The 13,153-nt window shown below is 72.3% G+C and carries 14 protein-coding genes and 1 pseudogene; 8 read left to right on the forward strand and 7 right to left on the reverse strand.

Annotated features, from left to right (window positions below):
* Positions 1-7: 7 nt before the first annotated feature.
* Both ACFWBY_RS14885 and ACFWBY_RS14890 read left to right on the forward strand, forming a co-directional pair.
* Positions 8-1,090, forward strand: a complete 1,083-nt coding sequence (locus ACFWBY_RS14885; RefSeq protein WP_385338064.1) for a MerR family transcriptional regulator — start codon at positions 8-10, stop codon at positions 1,088-1,090.
* Between the two features lie 112 nt (positions 1,091-1,202).
* Positions 1,203-1,634, forward strand: a complete 432-nt coding sequence (locus ACFWBY_RS14890; protein ID WP_385338272.1) for a DUF2809 domain-containing protein — start codon at positions 1,203-1,205, stop codon at positions 1,632-1,634.
* Between the two features lie 63 nt (positions 1,635-1,697).
* Here ACFWBY_RS14890 and ACFWBY_RS14895 read toward each other — a convergent pair whose 3' ends face one another.
* The 3 genes and pseudogenes from ACFWBY_RS14895 to ACFWBY_RS14905 form a co-directional block, all read right to left on the reverse strand.
* On the reverse strand, positions 1,698-1,955 hold the full coding sequence (locus tag ACFWBY_RS14895) for a hypothetical protein (RefSeq protein ID WP_385338061.1): 258 nt from the start codon (positions 1,953-1,955) through the stop codon (positions 1,698-1,700).
* Positions 1,956-2,050: 95 nt separating this feature from the next.
* Positions 2,051-2,209: pseudogene (locus tag ACFWBY_RS14900) on the reverse strand (lipase); the annotation flags it as partial.
* On the reverse strand, positions 2,158-3,264 hold the full coding sequence (locus ACFWBY_RS14905) for a zinc-binding dehydrogenase (RefSeq protein ID WP_385338059.1): 1,107 nt from the start codon (positions 3,262-3,264) through the stop codon (positions 2,158-2,160). The pseudogene ACFWBY_RS14900 and the gene ACFWBY_RS14905, both read right to left, overlap by 52 nt.
* Positions 3,265-3,438: 174 nt before the next feature.
* On the opposite strand from ACFWBY_RS14905, the gene ACFWBY_RS14910 reads away from it, so the two are divergent.
* Positions 3,439-4,062 (forward strand): TetR/AcrR family transcriptional regulator, encoded by a 624-nt coding sequence (locus ACFWBY_RS14910; RefSeq protein WP_385338056.1) that lies wholly within the window; start codon positions 3,439-3,441, stop codon positions 4,060-4,062.
* A 38-nt stretch (positions 4,063-4,100) separates the two neighbouring features.
* Here ACFWBY_RS14910 and ACFWBY_RS14915 read toward each other — a convergent pair whose 3' ends face one another.
* Positions 4,101-5,678 (reverse strand): PfkB family carbohydrate kinase, encoded by a 1,578-nt coding sequence (locus tag ACFWBY_RS14915; protein ID WP_385338053.1) that lies wholly within the window; start codon positions 5,676-5,678, stop codon positions 4,101-4,103.
* Positions 5,668-7,242, reverse strand: a complete 1,575-nt coding sequence (locus ACFWBY_RS14920) for a carbohydrate kinase family protein (protein ID WP_385338050.1) — start codon at positions 7,240-7,242, stop codon at positions 5,668-5,670. The genes ACFWBY_RS14915 and ACFWBY_RS14920 overlap by 11 nt, the downstream gene beginning before the upstream one ends.
* Before the next feature lie 208 nt (positions 7,243-7,450).
* Here ACFWBY_RS14920 and ACFWBY_RS14925 point away from each other — a divergent pair, with 208 nt between their 5' ends.
* Complete coding sequence (locus ACFWBY_RS14925; RefSeq protein ID WP_385338047.1) at positions 7,451-7,774, forward strand: putative quinol monooxygenase; 324 nt, start codon at positions 7,451-7,453, stop codon at positions 7,772-7,774.
* A gap of 20 nt (positions 7,775-7,794) precedes the next feature.
* Here ACFWBY_RS14925 and ACFWBY_RS14930 read toward each other — a convergent pair whose 3' ends face one another.
* On the reverse strand, positions 7,795-8,607 hold the full coding sequence (locus ACFWBY_RS14930; RefSeq protein WP_385409663.1) for a crotonase/enoyl-CoA hydratase family protein: 813 nt from the start codon (positions 8,605-8,607) through the stop codon (positions 7,795-7,797).
* Between the two features lie 238 nt (positions 8,608-8,845).
* Between ACFWBY_RS14930 and ACFWBY_RS14935 the strand changes: the two genes are divergently transcribed.
* Positions 8,846-9,643 (forward strand): VOC family protein, encoded by a 798-nt coding sequence (locus ACFWBY_RS14935; protein ID WP_385342886.1) that lies wholly within the window; start codon positions 8,846-8,848, stop codon positions 9,641-9,643.
* A gap of 67 nt (positions 9,644-9,710) precedes the next feature.
* Here the strand turns inward: ACFWBY_RS14935 and ACFWBY_RS14940 are convergent, their stop codons facing one another.
* The gene (locus ACFWBY_RS14940; RefSeq protein ID WP_385342888.1) at positions 9,711-10,694 is read right to left on the reverse strand and encodes an aldo/keto reductase; all 984 of its coding nucleotides are present in this window, start codon (positions 10,692-10,694) and stop codon (positions 9,711-9,713) included.
* Between the two features lie 119 nt (positions 10,695-10,813).
* Here ACFWBY_RS14940 and ACFWBY_RS14945 point away from each other — a divergent pair, with 119 nt between their 5' ends.
* The 3 genes from ACFWBY_RS14945 (at position 10,814) to ACFWBY_RS14955 (ending at position 13,131) form a co-directional block, all read left to right on the forward strand.
* Positions 10,814-11,398, forward strand: coding sequence for a TetR family transcriptional regulator (locus ACFWBY_RS14945; protein ID WP_385342890.1), 585 nt, complete (start codon positions 10,814-10,816; stop codon positions 11,396-11,398).
* Between the two features lie 150 nt (positions 11,399-11,548).
* The gene (locus ACFWBY_RS14950) at positions 11,549-12,127 is read left to right on the forward strand and encodes a (2Fe-2S)-binding protein (protein WP_385342919.1); all 579 of its coding nucleotides are present in this window, start codon (positions 11,549-11,551) and stop codon (positions 12,125-12,127) included.
* Positions 12,124-13,131, forward strand: coding sequence for an FAD binding domain-containing protein (locus tag ACFWBY_RS14955; protein WP_385342892.1), 1,008 nt, complete (start codon positions 12,124-12,126; stop codon positions 13,129-13,131). The genes ACFWBY_RS14950 and ACFWBY_RS14955 overlap by 4 nt, the downstream gene beginning before the upstream one ends.
* The last annotated feature ends 22 nt before the right edge of the window (positions 13,132-13,153 follow it).

The following is a 13,153-nucleotide window of genomic DNA, read 5'->3' on the forward strand; positions in this document are numbered from 1 at the left end:
GAACGAGATGCGCGGTATAGGTGAGATGGCCCGGGCGAGCGGACTGAGCGTGAGCGCCCTGCGGTTCTACGACGGCGCCGGCGTACTGGTTCCGGCCTGGGTCGATCCCGTGAGCGGCTACCGCTGGTACGGACCCGAGCAGTTGGAGGAGTCCCGACTGCTGGCCCGGCTCCGCCGGGCGGCCATGCCGTTGGCGGACATCCGGCTGGTACTGGCCGGCTGGTCCGGCGCCGACACCGGCCTCGTGCGCGAGCTGCTCGAGGCTCATCTGCGCCGTCTCGGACGGGGTCTGGCCGATGCCCGCAACGAGTTCTCCGCGGTCCTGGCACTACTCGACCTCAGGGAGAATCCCATGGCTCTGCCCAGCACCACCGCCGTCCGGTTGACCGTCGCCGCGCCGGAGCTGGCCGCCGCGTTGGACGCGGTCCGCTTCGCCGCCGGCACCGACCCGCACTTGCCGATGCTCGGCGGCGTCCTGTTCGACATCGAGGGCGAAGTGCTCCGTGTCGTGGCCACCGACCGGTACCGGATGGCGGTCGCGCAGGCCGGTACGACCGGGCACGGCGGACCCCGGGTACAGGCCGTCGTGCCGTCCCCGCTCGTCGACGCGATGCGGGCGCTGCTCGGCGGGGACACGCCCGTCCGGCTCGCCGTGGAGGGTGAGCGCGTCACCCTGGAGGCGGGGGAGCTCGAGGCGGCCGGTCAGCGCCTCGCTCACGACTTCCCGGATTACCGTCGCCTGGTGCGCGTGCCCGCGGGCCGCCGCGCGCTCGTCGACGTTCCGGCCTTCCGCAAGGAGGTGGAGACCGGACCCGTCCGCGCCCACGAGGTGCGCGAGCAGGACGGCGTGTCCTTCGACCTCACTGTGCTCACGATGACGGCCGACGGTGTGGTGGCCGTCTGCGAGGACGGGGAGGACGACCAGGACGCCGTCGCCGTGAACCGCGACTTCCTGCTGGACGCCCTCGCCGCAGGAGCCCGCGACCAGCTGATCCTGGAGTTCGGCGCGCCTACGGCGCCGCTGGCCGTCCGCCGGCCCGACACCGAGGAGGCCTTTTCCCTGCTGATGCCGGTCCGCCTGGAGAACTGACCAGCCGCGGCCGCGTCATGGCGGGGGGCGGGGCCGCCCGTAGCGTCCGGGTCCGTACCGTGCCCCTGCCGGAAGCCCGGCGCCGGCCGGGCAGTATGACTCCGTGATCCTCATACCCCGCCCCCGGAGCCCCCTCGACCGCGCCGCCGGTACGGCGCCGACCCGTCTGGCGGCCGCCGGGGCCGCGGTGGTGACCGTGGGCGCGGGGCTGGGCCTCAGGGCCGTGACCGGGGGGAGCGTCGCCAAGTACGGCGGAGACGCGCTGTACACCGTGCTGATCGTGGCGCTCGTCGTGCTGGTCGCGCCACGGATCACGCCCCTGAAGGCCGCCGCGTGCGCGCTGGCCTTCAGTTGCGCGGTGGAGTTCCTCCAGCTGGGCACGGTGCCGGCGGAGCTCTCCCGGCGCAGCGCCATCGCCCGCCTCGTCCTCGGTTCCACCTTCAACCCGCCGGACCTGTTCTGGTACGCGGTCGGTGCGGTGGCGGGCCTGCTCGTCCACACCGCGGTGCGGACGGTGGCCGGCCGACCGCACGGCAGCCCGTGACGCCCGGCGCCCGCGCCCCCGGGCGATCCCCGCCCGCTGCGGAGGGGCGCTCGCCGTTCGCCGCTACATGGCGGAGCGCAGCATTCCAGCCGTCCTGGCCATGGCGGCCCTCGTCGGCTCGTCGACGGACGTCCGCGCGGCGTCCTCCAGGAGCAGGGCCGCCGCTTGGAGGAGGCCGACGTGGACCGGCACGGTCTCCAGACCGGTCAGGGCCGCCATCGCCTGATCGGTGGCACTCTGCGGGATGAGCGTGCTGACGCCGCGTCCGATGCCGCGCTCACGGGGGCCCTGCGGTGGTGTGGTCACCTCGCGATTCTCCATGATTCGGGTGTGTGGCGATCGCGCCTCACTGCTCGACGGCACCGGGACGTACGCGAGGAAGCTGCACACCGTGCACCGTCTCCGAGCCGTCCACGCCGTCGCCGCGCAGGGCCGTCGGCGGTGAGGGCCGGCTTCGCGAAGCGTTCGCCGATGCGGCGGTGGGCGGCGGCGTCCGGGTGGAGGTCGTCGGGCAGCGGCAGCGTCACGGAGTCGGCCTGGCCGTAGAGGTCGCGGCCGTCGGCGTCGTTCCGATGTCGACGACGACCTTCCCCTTCGAACGGCCCCGCTCGACGTACTCGTGCGCGGCGGCGATGTCGTCGAGGGCGTATGTCGTGTCGATGACGGCCTTCACCTTCCCCTCGGCGGCCAGTGCGGCCAGCATCGCCAGGGCCGGCCGGTCCGGCTTGAACAGGCTCCATCCGTAGCTGCGGCGGTTGCGCGCCTGCGCCAGCCGTCTGCCGTGGAGCGTCGCGGCGGCTCGCAGGCCCCCGCGCACCAGCCCCTTCTCGTCCACCAGCCGCATCAGCGGGTGGACCAGCGTGCCGTAGCCGGAGCCGGGGCCGGGGCGCAGGATCGACAGCATCTTGTCCTCCTCGGCGTCGTCGGCGAGGCAGACCGCGGCGTCGAAGCCGCTGAGGATCCGGCCGAAGTCCTGCGTGCGGTAGTTGATCACCTCGTCGGCGCCCAGGGAGCGGCAGAGGTCGACGCCCGCCGGTCCGGCGGTGGTGGCCACGTAGGCGCCCAGCGCCTTGCAGACCTGGAGGGTGACGACTCCCGTGCCGCCGGAGCCGCCTTGCAGGAAGATCCGCTTGCCGGCCGCGTTCCCTGCGCCGAGGCCCGCGTCCGCCAGTGCGGCCCAGGCGGACAGGAAGGCGTACGGGAGGGCGGCGGCCTGTGCGTACGACAGGGCGTCGGGCTTGTGGACCACGTCCTCGGCCCTGACGACGCAGTATTCGGCGTAAGTGCCCTGGGCGGAGGGTCCCTTCGCGCCGAAGACGGCATCGCCGACGCGCAGGGCGCTCACTCCGGGGCCGACCATCACGACGTCACCCGAGACGTCGTTGCCGAGCACCAGGGGGAAACCGCCGACACCGCGGAGCTTCAGGAGCTTGTGTCCGTATCCGGCCCGGCGGCGGCAGTCGATCGGATTGACGGAGGTGGCCCGCTGACGGACGAGGACCTCTCCGTCACCGGGAAGGGGCGTCGGCGCGTCGTCCACCAGCTCGAAGACGTCCCGAGCGGCGCCGAAGCGGCCGATGTGAGCAGCGCGGGTGCGGAGCGGTGGCGTGGGTGCGGTACGGGAGGGCATAACGGCTACGCTAACACCGAAAAGCAGTTTTCGGATACACCGACTCCGTAATTTGCGGGGAGACGAGCGATGACCCGAGACCCGTCAGCCCTTCCCGGCAGCCCCGCGTGGTGGGCCGCCCGCCCACCCGCACCGACCCCCCGGCGCGGGCGGCCTCCCGCCGACTCCGGCCGCATGGTCGATGCCGCCCTCACACTCATCGACCGGGTCGGGATCCAGGCCCTGACCTTGCGCATGCTCGCCGACGAACTCCAGTCCGGAACGGCGACGCTCTACCGGCACTTCGCCGGCAAGGACGAGCTCCTGGCCCTCGTGGTCGACAAGATCCTCGGCGAGGTGCGCGTCACCCCCGAGGAGATCAAGGGGCTGGACTGGCGGGCAGCCGTCGAACTCGCCGCCGACGCCCTCCACCGGACCTTGCGCAGGCACCCCAACGCCCTGCCGCTGCTCGTCGCCCAGGTGCCCGTCGGCCCCAACGGCCTCGCCAACCGCGAGCGGACCCTCGGCATGCTCCTCGGCTACGGCTTCACCGCCCCCCTGGCCGCGCGCGCCTTCACCGCCCTCGGGCACTACGTCGTCGGTTTCGCGATCCAGCAGCACGGCCCCGGCGCCCCGGGGCCCGAGGAGCAGCCGCGCCTGCGCGACTACTACCGGAGCCTGGACCCGGCCGCCTACCCGGCCACGACCACCGCGGCCGACGACCTCACCGGCGTGACGCCGGACGAGGAGTTCCGGTTCGGCCTGCGCCTCCTCCTCGACGGTCTCGAACGCGCCAAGGGGGACGCGGAGGGGGCGTGAGGCCGGCGCCGCCCCCGCGCCAGTGACGTCCGAGCGGGTCAGATGTGCGAGAACCCCTGGTTCTGAAGAGCCCGGTCCAAGTACCAGAACGTGCGGTCGATGGAGTGCCGGGGGAACGTACTCGTGTACGGCTCGGCGGGGAGCGGGACCGACTCGCATCCGTCCTCGGCCAGAACGAGCACGCGGTCGAACCCGTAGTGGCCCTGGAACAGGCCGATCTCGTGGATCACGTTCTGGCGTGCGACGAGTTGGCCGTCCCCCGTCGCGTCCTCGGCGGTCATCACGCAGATCGCGAAACTGCACCGCTGGAGGTAGTCGGTCAGTGCCTCGGTCACCGGCCGGCTCCCCCAGGAGTCGGACTCGAACGAGTACACGGGCAGACCGAAGCGCCGCTCCACGAAGGCCTTCACCGCGAGCCACTCGGGACTGCGGCCGTGCGCGATGAAGACACCCGCGGGCAAGGCCGCCGAGCGACGGGCGGCATCGTGGGAGCGGATGAAGTCCTTGGTGACGGCGGCCAGCCGGCCGTGCCCGTGACTGCCGACGTAACGCAGTTTGTGCCGGGCCAGGGTCATCCCGAGGAGCGAACCGAGCTCCACTTGCAGCCGGTCGCTCGTCAGGACCGAGAGGAGGCCGGCCGCGAAGACGTCGCCCGCCCCGGTGGCGTCCTCGATCTGGTCGTCGGCGAGAACGATCTGCGGATAGAAGTCCTCCACCGCCTTCCCGTTCTCGCTGCGCCAGACATGGATCCCGGTGCGTCGTTTGACGACGATGACGCTCCTGTCGTCGGCGAGACACTGGAGGAGGTGCCCGGCGATGTCCTCGTCCGTATCGCTCTCGCTCCGCCTGCCGAGCTCGTGGAACTCGCGGTGGTTGAGCATGAGGTACGCGGTGAGTGAGCAGATCCCGAGGATCTCGTCGGTCGGCCGGGTGCTCCAGACGTGCCCGGGGTCGAAGCTGATCAGTGTGGCGGGACTGGCTTCCTTGACCGCTCGCAGGGTGGCGAGGAGGGCGGCCGGCGTGCGCTCGTCGAGGAACGAGGTGACGTGGACGACCCGGGCCGTGGCGAGGTAAGCGACGACTTCGTCGAAGGAGCGCGCCAGGTGGTCGGCCATGGCGCTGTTGGCGCCCGCGTGGGTGAGCAGGGTCCGGTCGCCGTCCTCGGTCAGGGAGAAGCAGATGCCGCAGAGGTGGTCGTCGTCCCTGAAGACGAACGGGTGGTCCACACCGAGGCTCCGCAGCTGGTCGATCGCCGACAGACCCGGTCCGGGCACGCGGCCGGCGACCCCGACGTAGCCCAGGTTCAGGCCCAGTTGCAGCTGGGCGAGGACGTTGACCGCGTTGTAGGCGGACCCGCCGAGAGAGGTCTGCAGCGTGGACGTGTTGATCGCTTCGAGCGCCGCGAAGACCGTGGCCTCGTCCACCGCGGTCTCCGTACCCCACTCGGGGACAGGTGCCTCGCCGTCGAGCAGCTCGGCGATGCGAGCGGTGAGAGGCCGGCGGTCCGGGCTCGCGGTCCTGTCGACGTGGGTGATGTAGTCGAGGTTGAGCGCCCCGATACCGACCACGTCCAGGGCGAAGCCGGTCCGCGGTCGGTTCGTCGGATCAGCGGTCATGCGGGTGTCCTCCCCGGGCCAGGATCTGTTCCCTGACCAGCATGCGTTCCAGTTCCACGAAGGTCGTGCTGATCCGGCCGGGAGGGAAGTCCAGACGGATCAGGCCGGCGTTGTTCGAGAACGCCTCACACCCTTCCTCCGCCAGGATGGCGACCTTGCCGAAACCGTAGTAGCCCTGGAAGACGCCGACTTGGTGAACAGCACTCTCGCTGGCGCGCCGCTGGCCGGCCGCCATCACCCTGGAAGCCGACAGGACGCAGATCGCGAAGGCGCAGCGGCCCAGCTGCTCGCGCATCAGCTGCGGGTAGCGGGCGTCCTGGCCGCGCGGGTGGTCGAGGGTGTGCACCGTCAGACGGCAGTCGTCCTCCAGGAACGTCCGTAAGGCGTCCCACTCGGCGTCCGCGTCGTGGGCGACGAGAACGGCCCCCGGACGGGTGCTGGGCCCGGTCAGCGCCTCGGTCGACTGGAGGAAGCCCTCACGGCCGAGCACCGGCAGCACGGGCGCGCCGGTGTGGGCCTGTCCGGCCCGCAGGCGTGACAGGCTCAGCCCCAGGAACGATCCGAGCTCCGCCTGGAGCCGGGTGGAGGCGAGCGCGGCGATGACGGACGCCGAGAACACGTCGCCGGCCCCGGTCGCGTCCTCGATGGCGCCCTCCCGTACCGGCCGGCGCAGTTGGAAGCGCTGGGCGAGCACTCCCGTCGGCGCGGTGCGGAAGACTTCCACGCTGTCGTACCGCTTGGTGACGAACACGGCGCAACTGGGGCTGCACCTGGCCAGCACCCGCTGGGAGAGGACCTGGTCCGATTCCCCGAGGGCGTATTCACCCAGGGCCTTGAACTCCCTGTGGTTGACGAACAGCAGGTCGCTGAGCGCGAGGATGCCGTCCACCGCCTCGCTCCGGTTCTCGGCCCAGGCGAAGCCCGGGTCGAAGCTCAGCAGCAGCGCGGGGTTGATGCGGCGTGCGCGGCACAGCACTTCGAGCAGTACCGGCGGTGTCAGGTCGTCCAGGAACGACGTGACGTGCACGATCCGTGCCCGCGCGAGGTACCGGGCGATCTGTTCGCCGTTCTGTGTCAGGTGCTCGGCCATCAGGTAGTTGGCCCCGGGATGGGTGAGCATCACCCGCTCGACGTCCTCCAGGTACGACAGGCACACCCCCGCGAGCCGTTGCGGCTTGCGCGCCACCCAGCGCCGGTCGATCCCGAAGAGGTCCATCTGGCGTACGAACGAGAGCCCGGGCGTTTCGATGCGCCCGGCCACTCCGACGTAGCCCAAGGACAAGCCCAGACGCATCTGGGCGAGCGTGAAGACGGTCAGCCAGGCGGAGCCTCCCAGCGAAGCGTCCAGCGACGCGGCACCGAGCCTGCCGATCGCCTTGGATATCGCGACCTCGTCGATGGGGCCCTCGGTGTTCCATTCGAAGCGCGCGGTGGACTCGGAGACCTGCTCCGCCATGTGCGCCGACAGCCGTGAAGCGCTCGCGATGTAGTCGACGTTCAGCGCCCCGACACCAACGATCTCCGGACCGCGCCGTCCGGCGTGAGCACGACTCTCAGCGTCCACGGCACCCCCAAGCCGGCCACCCCACTCGATCCGTGGCGAAGGCATACCCCGTCAGCGCGCGTCTCGCACCCCGATGCCCACGACAGCCCGTCACACCACCGCACCAGCCGGAACCGGGCGACCTCGAACACACTTTGCGCGGGCGACACCGAAGGAGCGGGTGGACGCGGCTCCGGCGGGGCGCCCACGCGGCTCCTACACTGTTCGAATGATCTTCATCGTGGTCAAATTCCCCGTCAAGCCCGAGTACGTCGACCAGTGGCCGGAGAAGGTCGCGGAGTTCACGAACGCCACCCGCGCCGAAGCCGGCAACCTGTGGTTCGAGTGGTCCCGCAGCCTGGAGGAGCCGGACACCTACGTCCTCGTCGAGGCGTTCCAGGACGGCGCCGCGCAGGCGCACGTCTCCTCCGACCACTTCCGCGCCGCCTTGGAAACCATGCGGCCCCTGGTCACCCGTACGCCGGAGATCGTCAGCACCACCATCGAGGGCGCGACCGGCTGGAGCCGGATGGGTGAGCTGCAAGTCGACTGAGCACGACCCCGCGACACGTCTCAGCCGGTGAAGGAGCCGTGGCGGCCGGCGCCGCCCGCGAAGCGGTCGGCGCCGGCCTGGGTCTCCCCCGCGGTGAGCGGGACGAGGCCGTGCCGGTACTCGACGGCCAGGGCCTCCCGCTCGTCCAGACCGTGCTGTTCCCGGACGGAGAGCCTGTCGTGCCGCAGGCACGACTGCGGGAACCCGGCGATCTCGTGGGCGAGCCGCTCCGCCGCCCGACGGGATTCCCCGGGCGGCACGAGGCGGTTGACGAGGCCGATCGCGTGGGCCTCGGCGGCGGACACCGGTCGGCCGGTGAGGATCAGGTCCATCGCGCGGCTCTCGCCGATCAGGCGCGGCAGCCGCACCGTACCGCCGTCGATCAGCGGCACCCCCCAGCGGCGGCAGAACACTCCGAGCGTCGCGTCCTCCTCGGCGACCCGCAGATCGCACCACAGGGCCAGTTCGAGCCCGCCGGCCACCGCGTGGCCGCTGATCGCGGCGATCACCGGTTTGGTCAGGTTCATCCGCGTGGGGCCCATCGGCCCGTCGCCCCCCGCCAGCACCCGGTTGCCGCGGTCCGTGCCGACGGCCTTGAGGTCCGCGCCCGCGCAGAACGTACCGCCCTCGCCCCACAGCACGGCGACGGACGCGTCCTGGTCGTCCTCGAACTCGCGGAAGGCACCGGCGAGTCGGGCCGCCGTCGGACCGTCGACCGCGTTGCGGACGGCGGGGCGGCCGAGGATCACCGTGAAGACGGGGCCGTCGCGTTCGATCCGGACGGCGCAAGGGTCGGCGGGCGCCGTCCCCGGTGCTTGAGAGGCCGTGGCCACAGCGGAACTCCATGGGTCCAGTGGTGCTGTCGGATGCGGGGGACGTGCGGACGACCACTCTGTACCCACTGCGCCCCGCTCGTCGACGGGCCCGGGCACCTCGGGCCCGGGGTGGGGTACCGCCGCAGGCGCCGTCCGGAGCCGCGGGACCCCGATGGCGCGGCGGGACCGGTCGGGGGGCGGGCGCCGCCGTCCGGTGGCACGCTGAGCCGTACTGGCCGCGTGGAAGGGCACACCCATGATCACCACTGACTTCGTCCCCGGCTCCCCCTGCTGGATCGATCTCGGTTCCCCCGACGTCCGGGCCGCCGCGGCCTTCTACGGCGCGGTACTCGGGTGGGACTACGAGTCCATGGGCGAGGGGGAGGACATGGAAGGCGGGATGTTCCGCAAGGACGGCAAGATCGTCGCGGGACTGGGCAAGCTCACCGAGGAGGGAGCCCGTCCGGCCTGGATGGTCTATTACAGCGTCGCGGACACGGACGCCACGACCCGGGCCGTCGAGCGCGCCGGCGGCACGGTACGGGTGGCACCGAGGGACCTCGACGCCTGGGGGCGCATGGCGCAGTACAGCGACCCGCTGGGCGGCCAGTTCGCCGTGTGGCAGCCGGGCGAGAGCAAGGGCGTCGAACTGGTCGACGAGCCGGGTTCGCTGTTCTGGACGGAGCTCTACACGAGCGACGCGGCGGCCGCCAAGGACTTCTACAGTGGTGTCTTCGGCTGGCGGTTCAGCGACATGGACCTGCCGGGCGCCGGAGGCTCCTACGCTCTCGTCGCCCCCGCCGGGCTGCCCGAGGAGCGGATGCACGGCGGCGTCATGGAGATGCCCGCGGAGCACCTCGCCCTGGCGAAGGGTCGGCCGTACTGGCATCCGGTCTTCGCCGTCGCCGACTGCGACGCCGCGGTCGCCGAGGTCACCGGGAACGGCGGCAGCGTGCAGGTGGGGCCCCAGGACGTCGAGGGCGTCGGCCGGCTGGCCGTCTGCCTCGACCCGTCGAACGCCGACTTCGTGGTGCTGTCCCCCGCCCCGAGCTGAGCCCCGGCCCTGCCGGGCGGTGCGGGCCGCGCCGCCCCGCGTGCCCGGCATGCCGCGGCGGGTGGCGTCAGCCGTTCAGTGACGTCATGAGCTCGGGCGCGTACCGGTCCCCGGAGACCACGCCGTGCGGCGCGACGGCGTCGATGGAAGCCAGGTCGGCGTCGGTGAGCGTGACCGCCGTCGCGGCGACGTTCTCCTCCAGATAGCGGCGGCGCTTGGTCCCGGGGATCGGAACCGCGCCCTTGCCCAGGGTCCACGCGAGCGCGAGCTGCGAGGGGGTGACCCCCTTCTGCGCCGCGAGCCGGCGGACCTGGTCGACGACGGCCAGGTTGCGGTCGAAGTTCTCGCCCTGGAAGCGGGGGTCCGTTCGACGGAAGTCGTCGGCGGCGAAATCGTCCGGGCTGGTCACCGCTCCGGAGAGGAACCCGCGGCCGAGCGGCGAGTAGGCGACGAGCCCGATCCCGAGCTCGCGCAGGGTGTCCATGACGCCGTCGTGCTCGATCCCGCGCTCGAAGAGGCTGTACTCGGTCTGTACGGCGGCCAGCGGGTGGACGGCGTGGGCCCGGGCGATGGTGGACGCGGCGGCCTCGCAGATCCCGATGTGGGCGACCTTGCCGGCGGCGACCAGCTCGGCCATCGCGCCGATGCTCTCCTCGATCGGCACGTTCGGGTCGACGCGGTGGAGGTAGTACAGGTCGATGCGGTCGGTGCCGAGGTGGCGCAGGGAGCGGTCGGCGGAGCGGCGGATGTACTCGGGGGTGCCGTTGTGGCCCCGGAAGGCGCCGTCGTCTGTGAATTCGACGCCGGTCTTCGTGGCGATCACGGCGGCGTCGCGGCGGCCGGCGAGGGCCTTGCCGAGGAGCTGCTCGTTGTGGAAGGGCCCGTAGCCCTCGGCGGTGTCGAGCAGGGTCACGCCCAGTTCGAGGGCGCGGTCGATGGTGGCGAGGGACTCGGTCTCGTCGGTGGCTCCGTAGTGGGCGCTCATGCCCATGAGGCCGAGGCCCTCGGCGCCGACCTTCAGTCCCTGGGCGCCCAGTGCGCGGATCTCCATGGTGTCCTCCATTGGTTCAAGGGCGGTGAGTCAGTAAGTAACTAACTGGATAGTTTGAGTCTGCGCCACGCCTGCACAGCTTGTCAATAACTAGATAGTTACTTGCTAGGCTCCCACGTATGGCACGGGATTCCAGCGCAACGAAGGCACGCCTCCTCGACGCGGCCTTCTCCGAATTCGCCGCGTACGGCATCGCCGGGGCGCGCGTCGACCGCATCGCGGAGGCCGCCCAGGCGAACAAGCGGCTCATCTACGTCTACTACGGCAACAAGGAGCAGCTGTTCGACGCCGTGCTCCGGCGCGCCCTGGAGACGGGCTCGGAGTCGGTGCCCTTCGACGCGGAGGACCTGCCCGGATACGCGGGCGCGGTCTTCGACCACCTGGTGGCACGGCCGGACCTGATGCGGCTGGTGCAGTGGAAGCAGCTGGAACAGCCCGGCTCGACCGACGCCGAGGCGGAGGCCTACCGGGGCAAGATCGCGGCGGTGGAGCGGGCACAGGAGGCGGGGCTGATCGACCCGGCGCTCGATCCGGCGGACCTGCTCACGCTGGTGATGGGCCTGGCCGGGGCCTGGACGGGCGCGGTGGGGGGCGTGGCGCCGGGAGGGCCCGGCGCCACCTGGCCCCCGGCGCGGCTGGCCCACCACCGCGAGACGGTGGTGGAGTCCGTCCGCCGCCTGATCCGGCCCCCGCGGAAGCCGTGACGCGGCCGGTGAGGTGAGCCACCGCCGGGCCGCACGACCGGCCCGGGCACCCGCTTGCCGCACACATGAGGTGTGAGATCCGCTCCGACCGGTTATCCGAGAGGAGGTACCTCCACACTCCATGACAAAGGGGAAACCGTGGCGCATCCCATCCAGGAGACCCGCTCCCGCGTCGGGCTGCATGTGAACGGCCGGCGGTACGAGCTCGACGTGGACCACCGCGTCACGCTCCTGGACCTGCTGCGGGAGCACCTCGGCCTGACCGGCGCCAAGAAGGGCTGCGACCACGGCCAGTGCGGCGCCTGCACCGTCCTCGTCGACGGGCGGCGCGCCAACAGCTGCCTGCTGCTCGCCGTCGCCCACGACGGCACCCGGGTCACCACCGTCGAAGGACTCGCCGACGGCACGCGGGGACCCCACCCCCTGCAGGAGGCCTTCCTGGAACGGGACGCCTACCAGTGCGGCTACTGCACGCCCGGACAGCTCTGCTCCGCCGCCGGCCTGCTCGCCGAGGCCGCCGCCGACCCGGCGGCCGCGGACCTCAGCCGCACCGGGATCGCCGAGGCGATGAGCGGCAACCTGTGCCGCTGCGGCGCGTACCCCCGCATCGTGGACGCCGTCCGGGACGTGGTGGCGGCCTCGGAAGGCGCCGACCCGGCCGCGGACTCCTCCCCGGCCGCGGACGCCACCCCTGCGAAGGGCCCCGGCAACGGACAGGTGGTCGCGTGAAGCCGTTCGCCTACGTGCGCGCCGGCAGCGTCCCGGAGGCCGTCACCGCCCACGGCGGGCGGCCCGGCTCCCGCTACCTCGGCGGCGGCACCAACCTCGTGGACCTCATGAAGCTCGGGGTCGAGGTCCCCGACACCCTCGTCGATCTCACCGGTCTGCCGCTCGGTTCCGTCGAGGAGACCACGGACGGCGGCCTGCGCGTCGGCTCCGGGGTCCGCAACAGCGACCTCGCGCTCCATCCCCTCGTCCGCGCCCGCTACCCCGCCCTGTCCCAGGCCCTCCTGGCCGGCGCCTCGGCCCAGCTGCGCAATGTCGCCACCACCGGCGGCAACCTGCTCCAGCGCACCCGCTGCCCCTACTTCCAGGACGTGGCCAAACCGTGCAACAAGCGGGAGCCCGGCACCGGCTGCGGCGCACGCGACGGGGTCAACCGCGACCACGCCGTCCTCGGCCACTCCGCGCGGTGCGTCGCCACCCACCCCTCCGACATGGCGGTGGCGCTCGCCGCGCTCGACGCGGCCGTCGAGCTCCAGGGCCCGAACGGCGTCCGTTCCGTAGCGGCGACCGCGTTCCACCGGCTCCCGGGCGACCACCCCGAACGGGACACCGTGGTGGAGCCCGGCGAGATCGTCACGGCGCTCACGCTCCCCCCGGAGCGCGCCGGCCTGCCCTCGCGGTACCGCAAGGCCCGCGACCGCGCCTCGTACGCCTTCGCGCTCGCCTCCGTCGCCGCCGTGCTCGACATCGCCGAGGGACGCGTGCGCCATGTCGCGCTCGCTTTCGGCGGGCTCGCCCACCGGCCCTGGCGCGCCACCGCCGCCGAGGAGCGGCTGCTGGGCGCCGAGCCCACCGAGAGCGCCGTACGGGAGGCGGTCGAGGCCGAGCTGGCCGCGGCGGAGCCGCTGCGCGACAACGCCTTCAAGGTGGTCCTCGCCCGCAATCTCGCCTGCGACGTGCTGAACTCCCTCGTGGCGCAACCCCCCGCCCGTGGCGCCGGCCCCTGAACCTCCCCGGCGCCCGCGAGCG

This window comes from Streptomyces sp. NPDC060049, assembly GCF_042736715.1.
Lineage (GTDB): Bacteria > Actinomycetota > Actinomycetes > Streptomycetales > Streptomycetaceae > Streptomyces.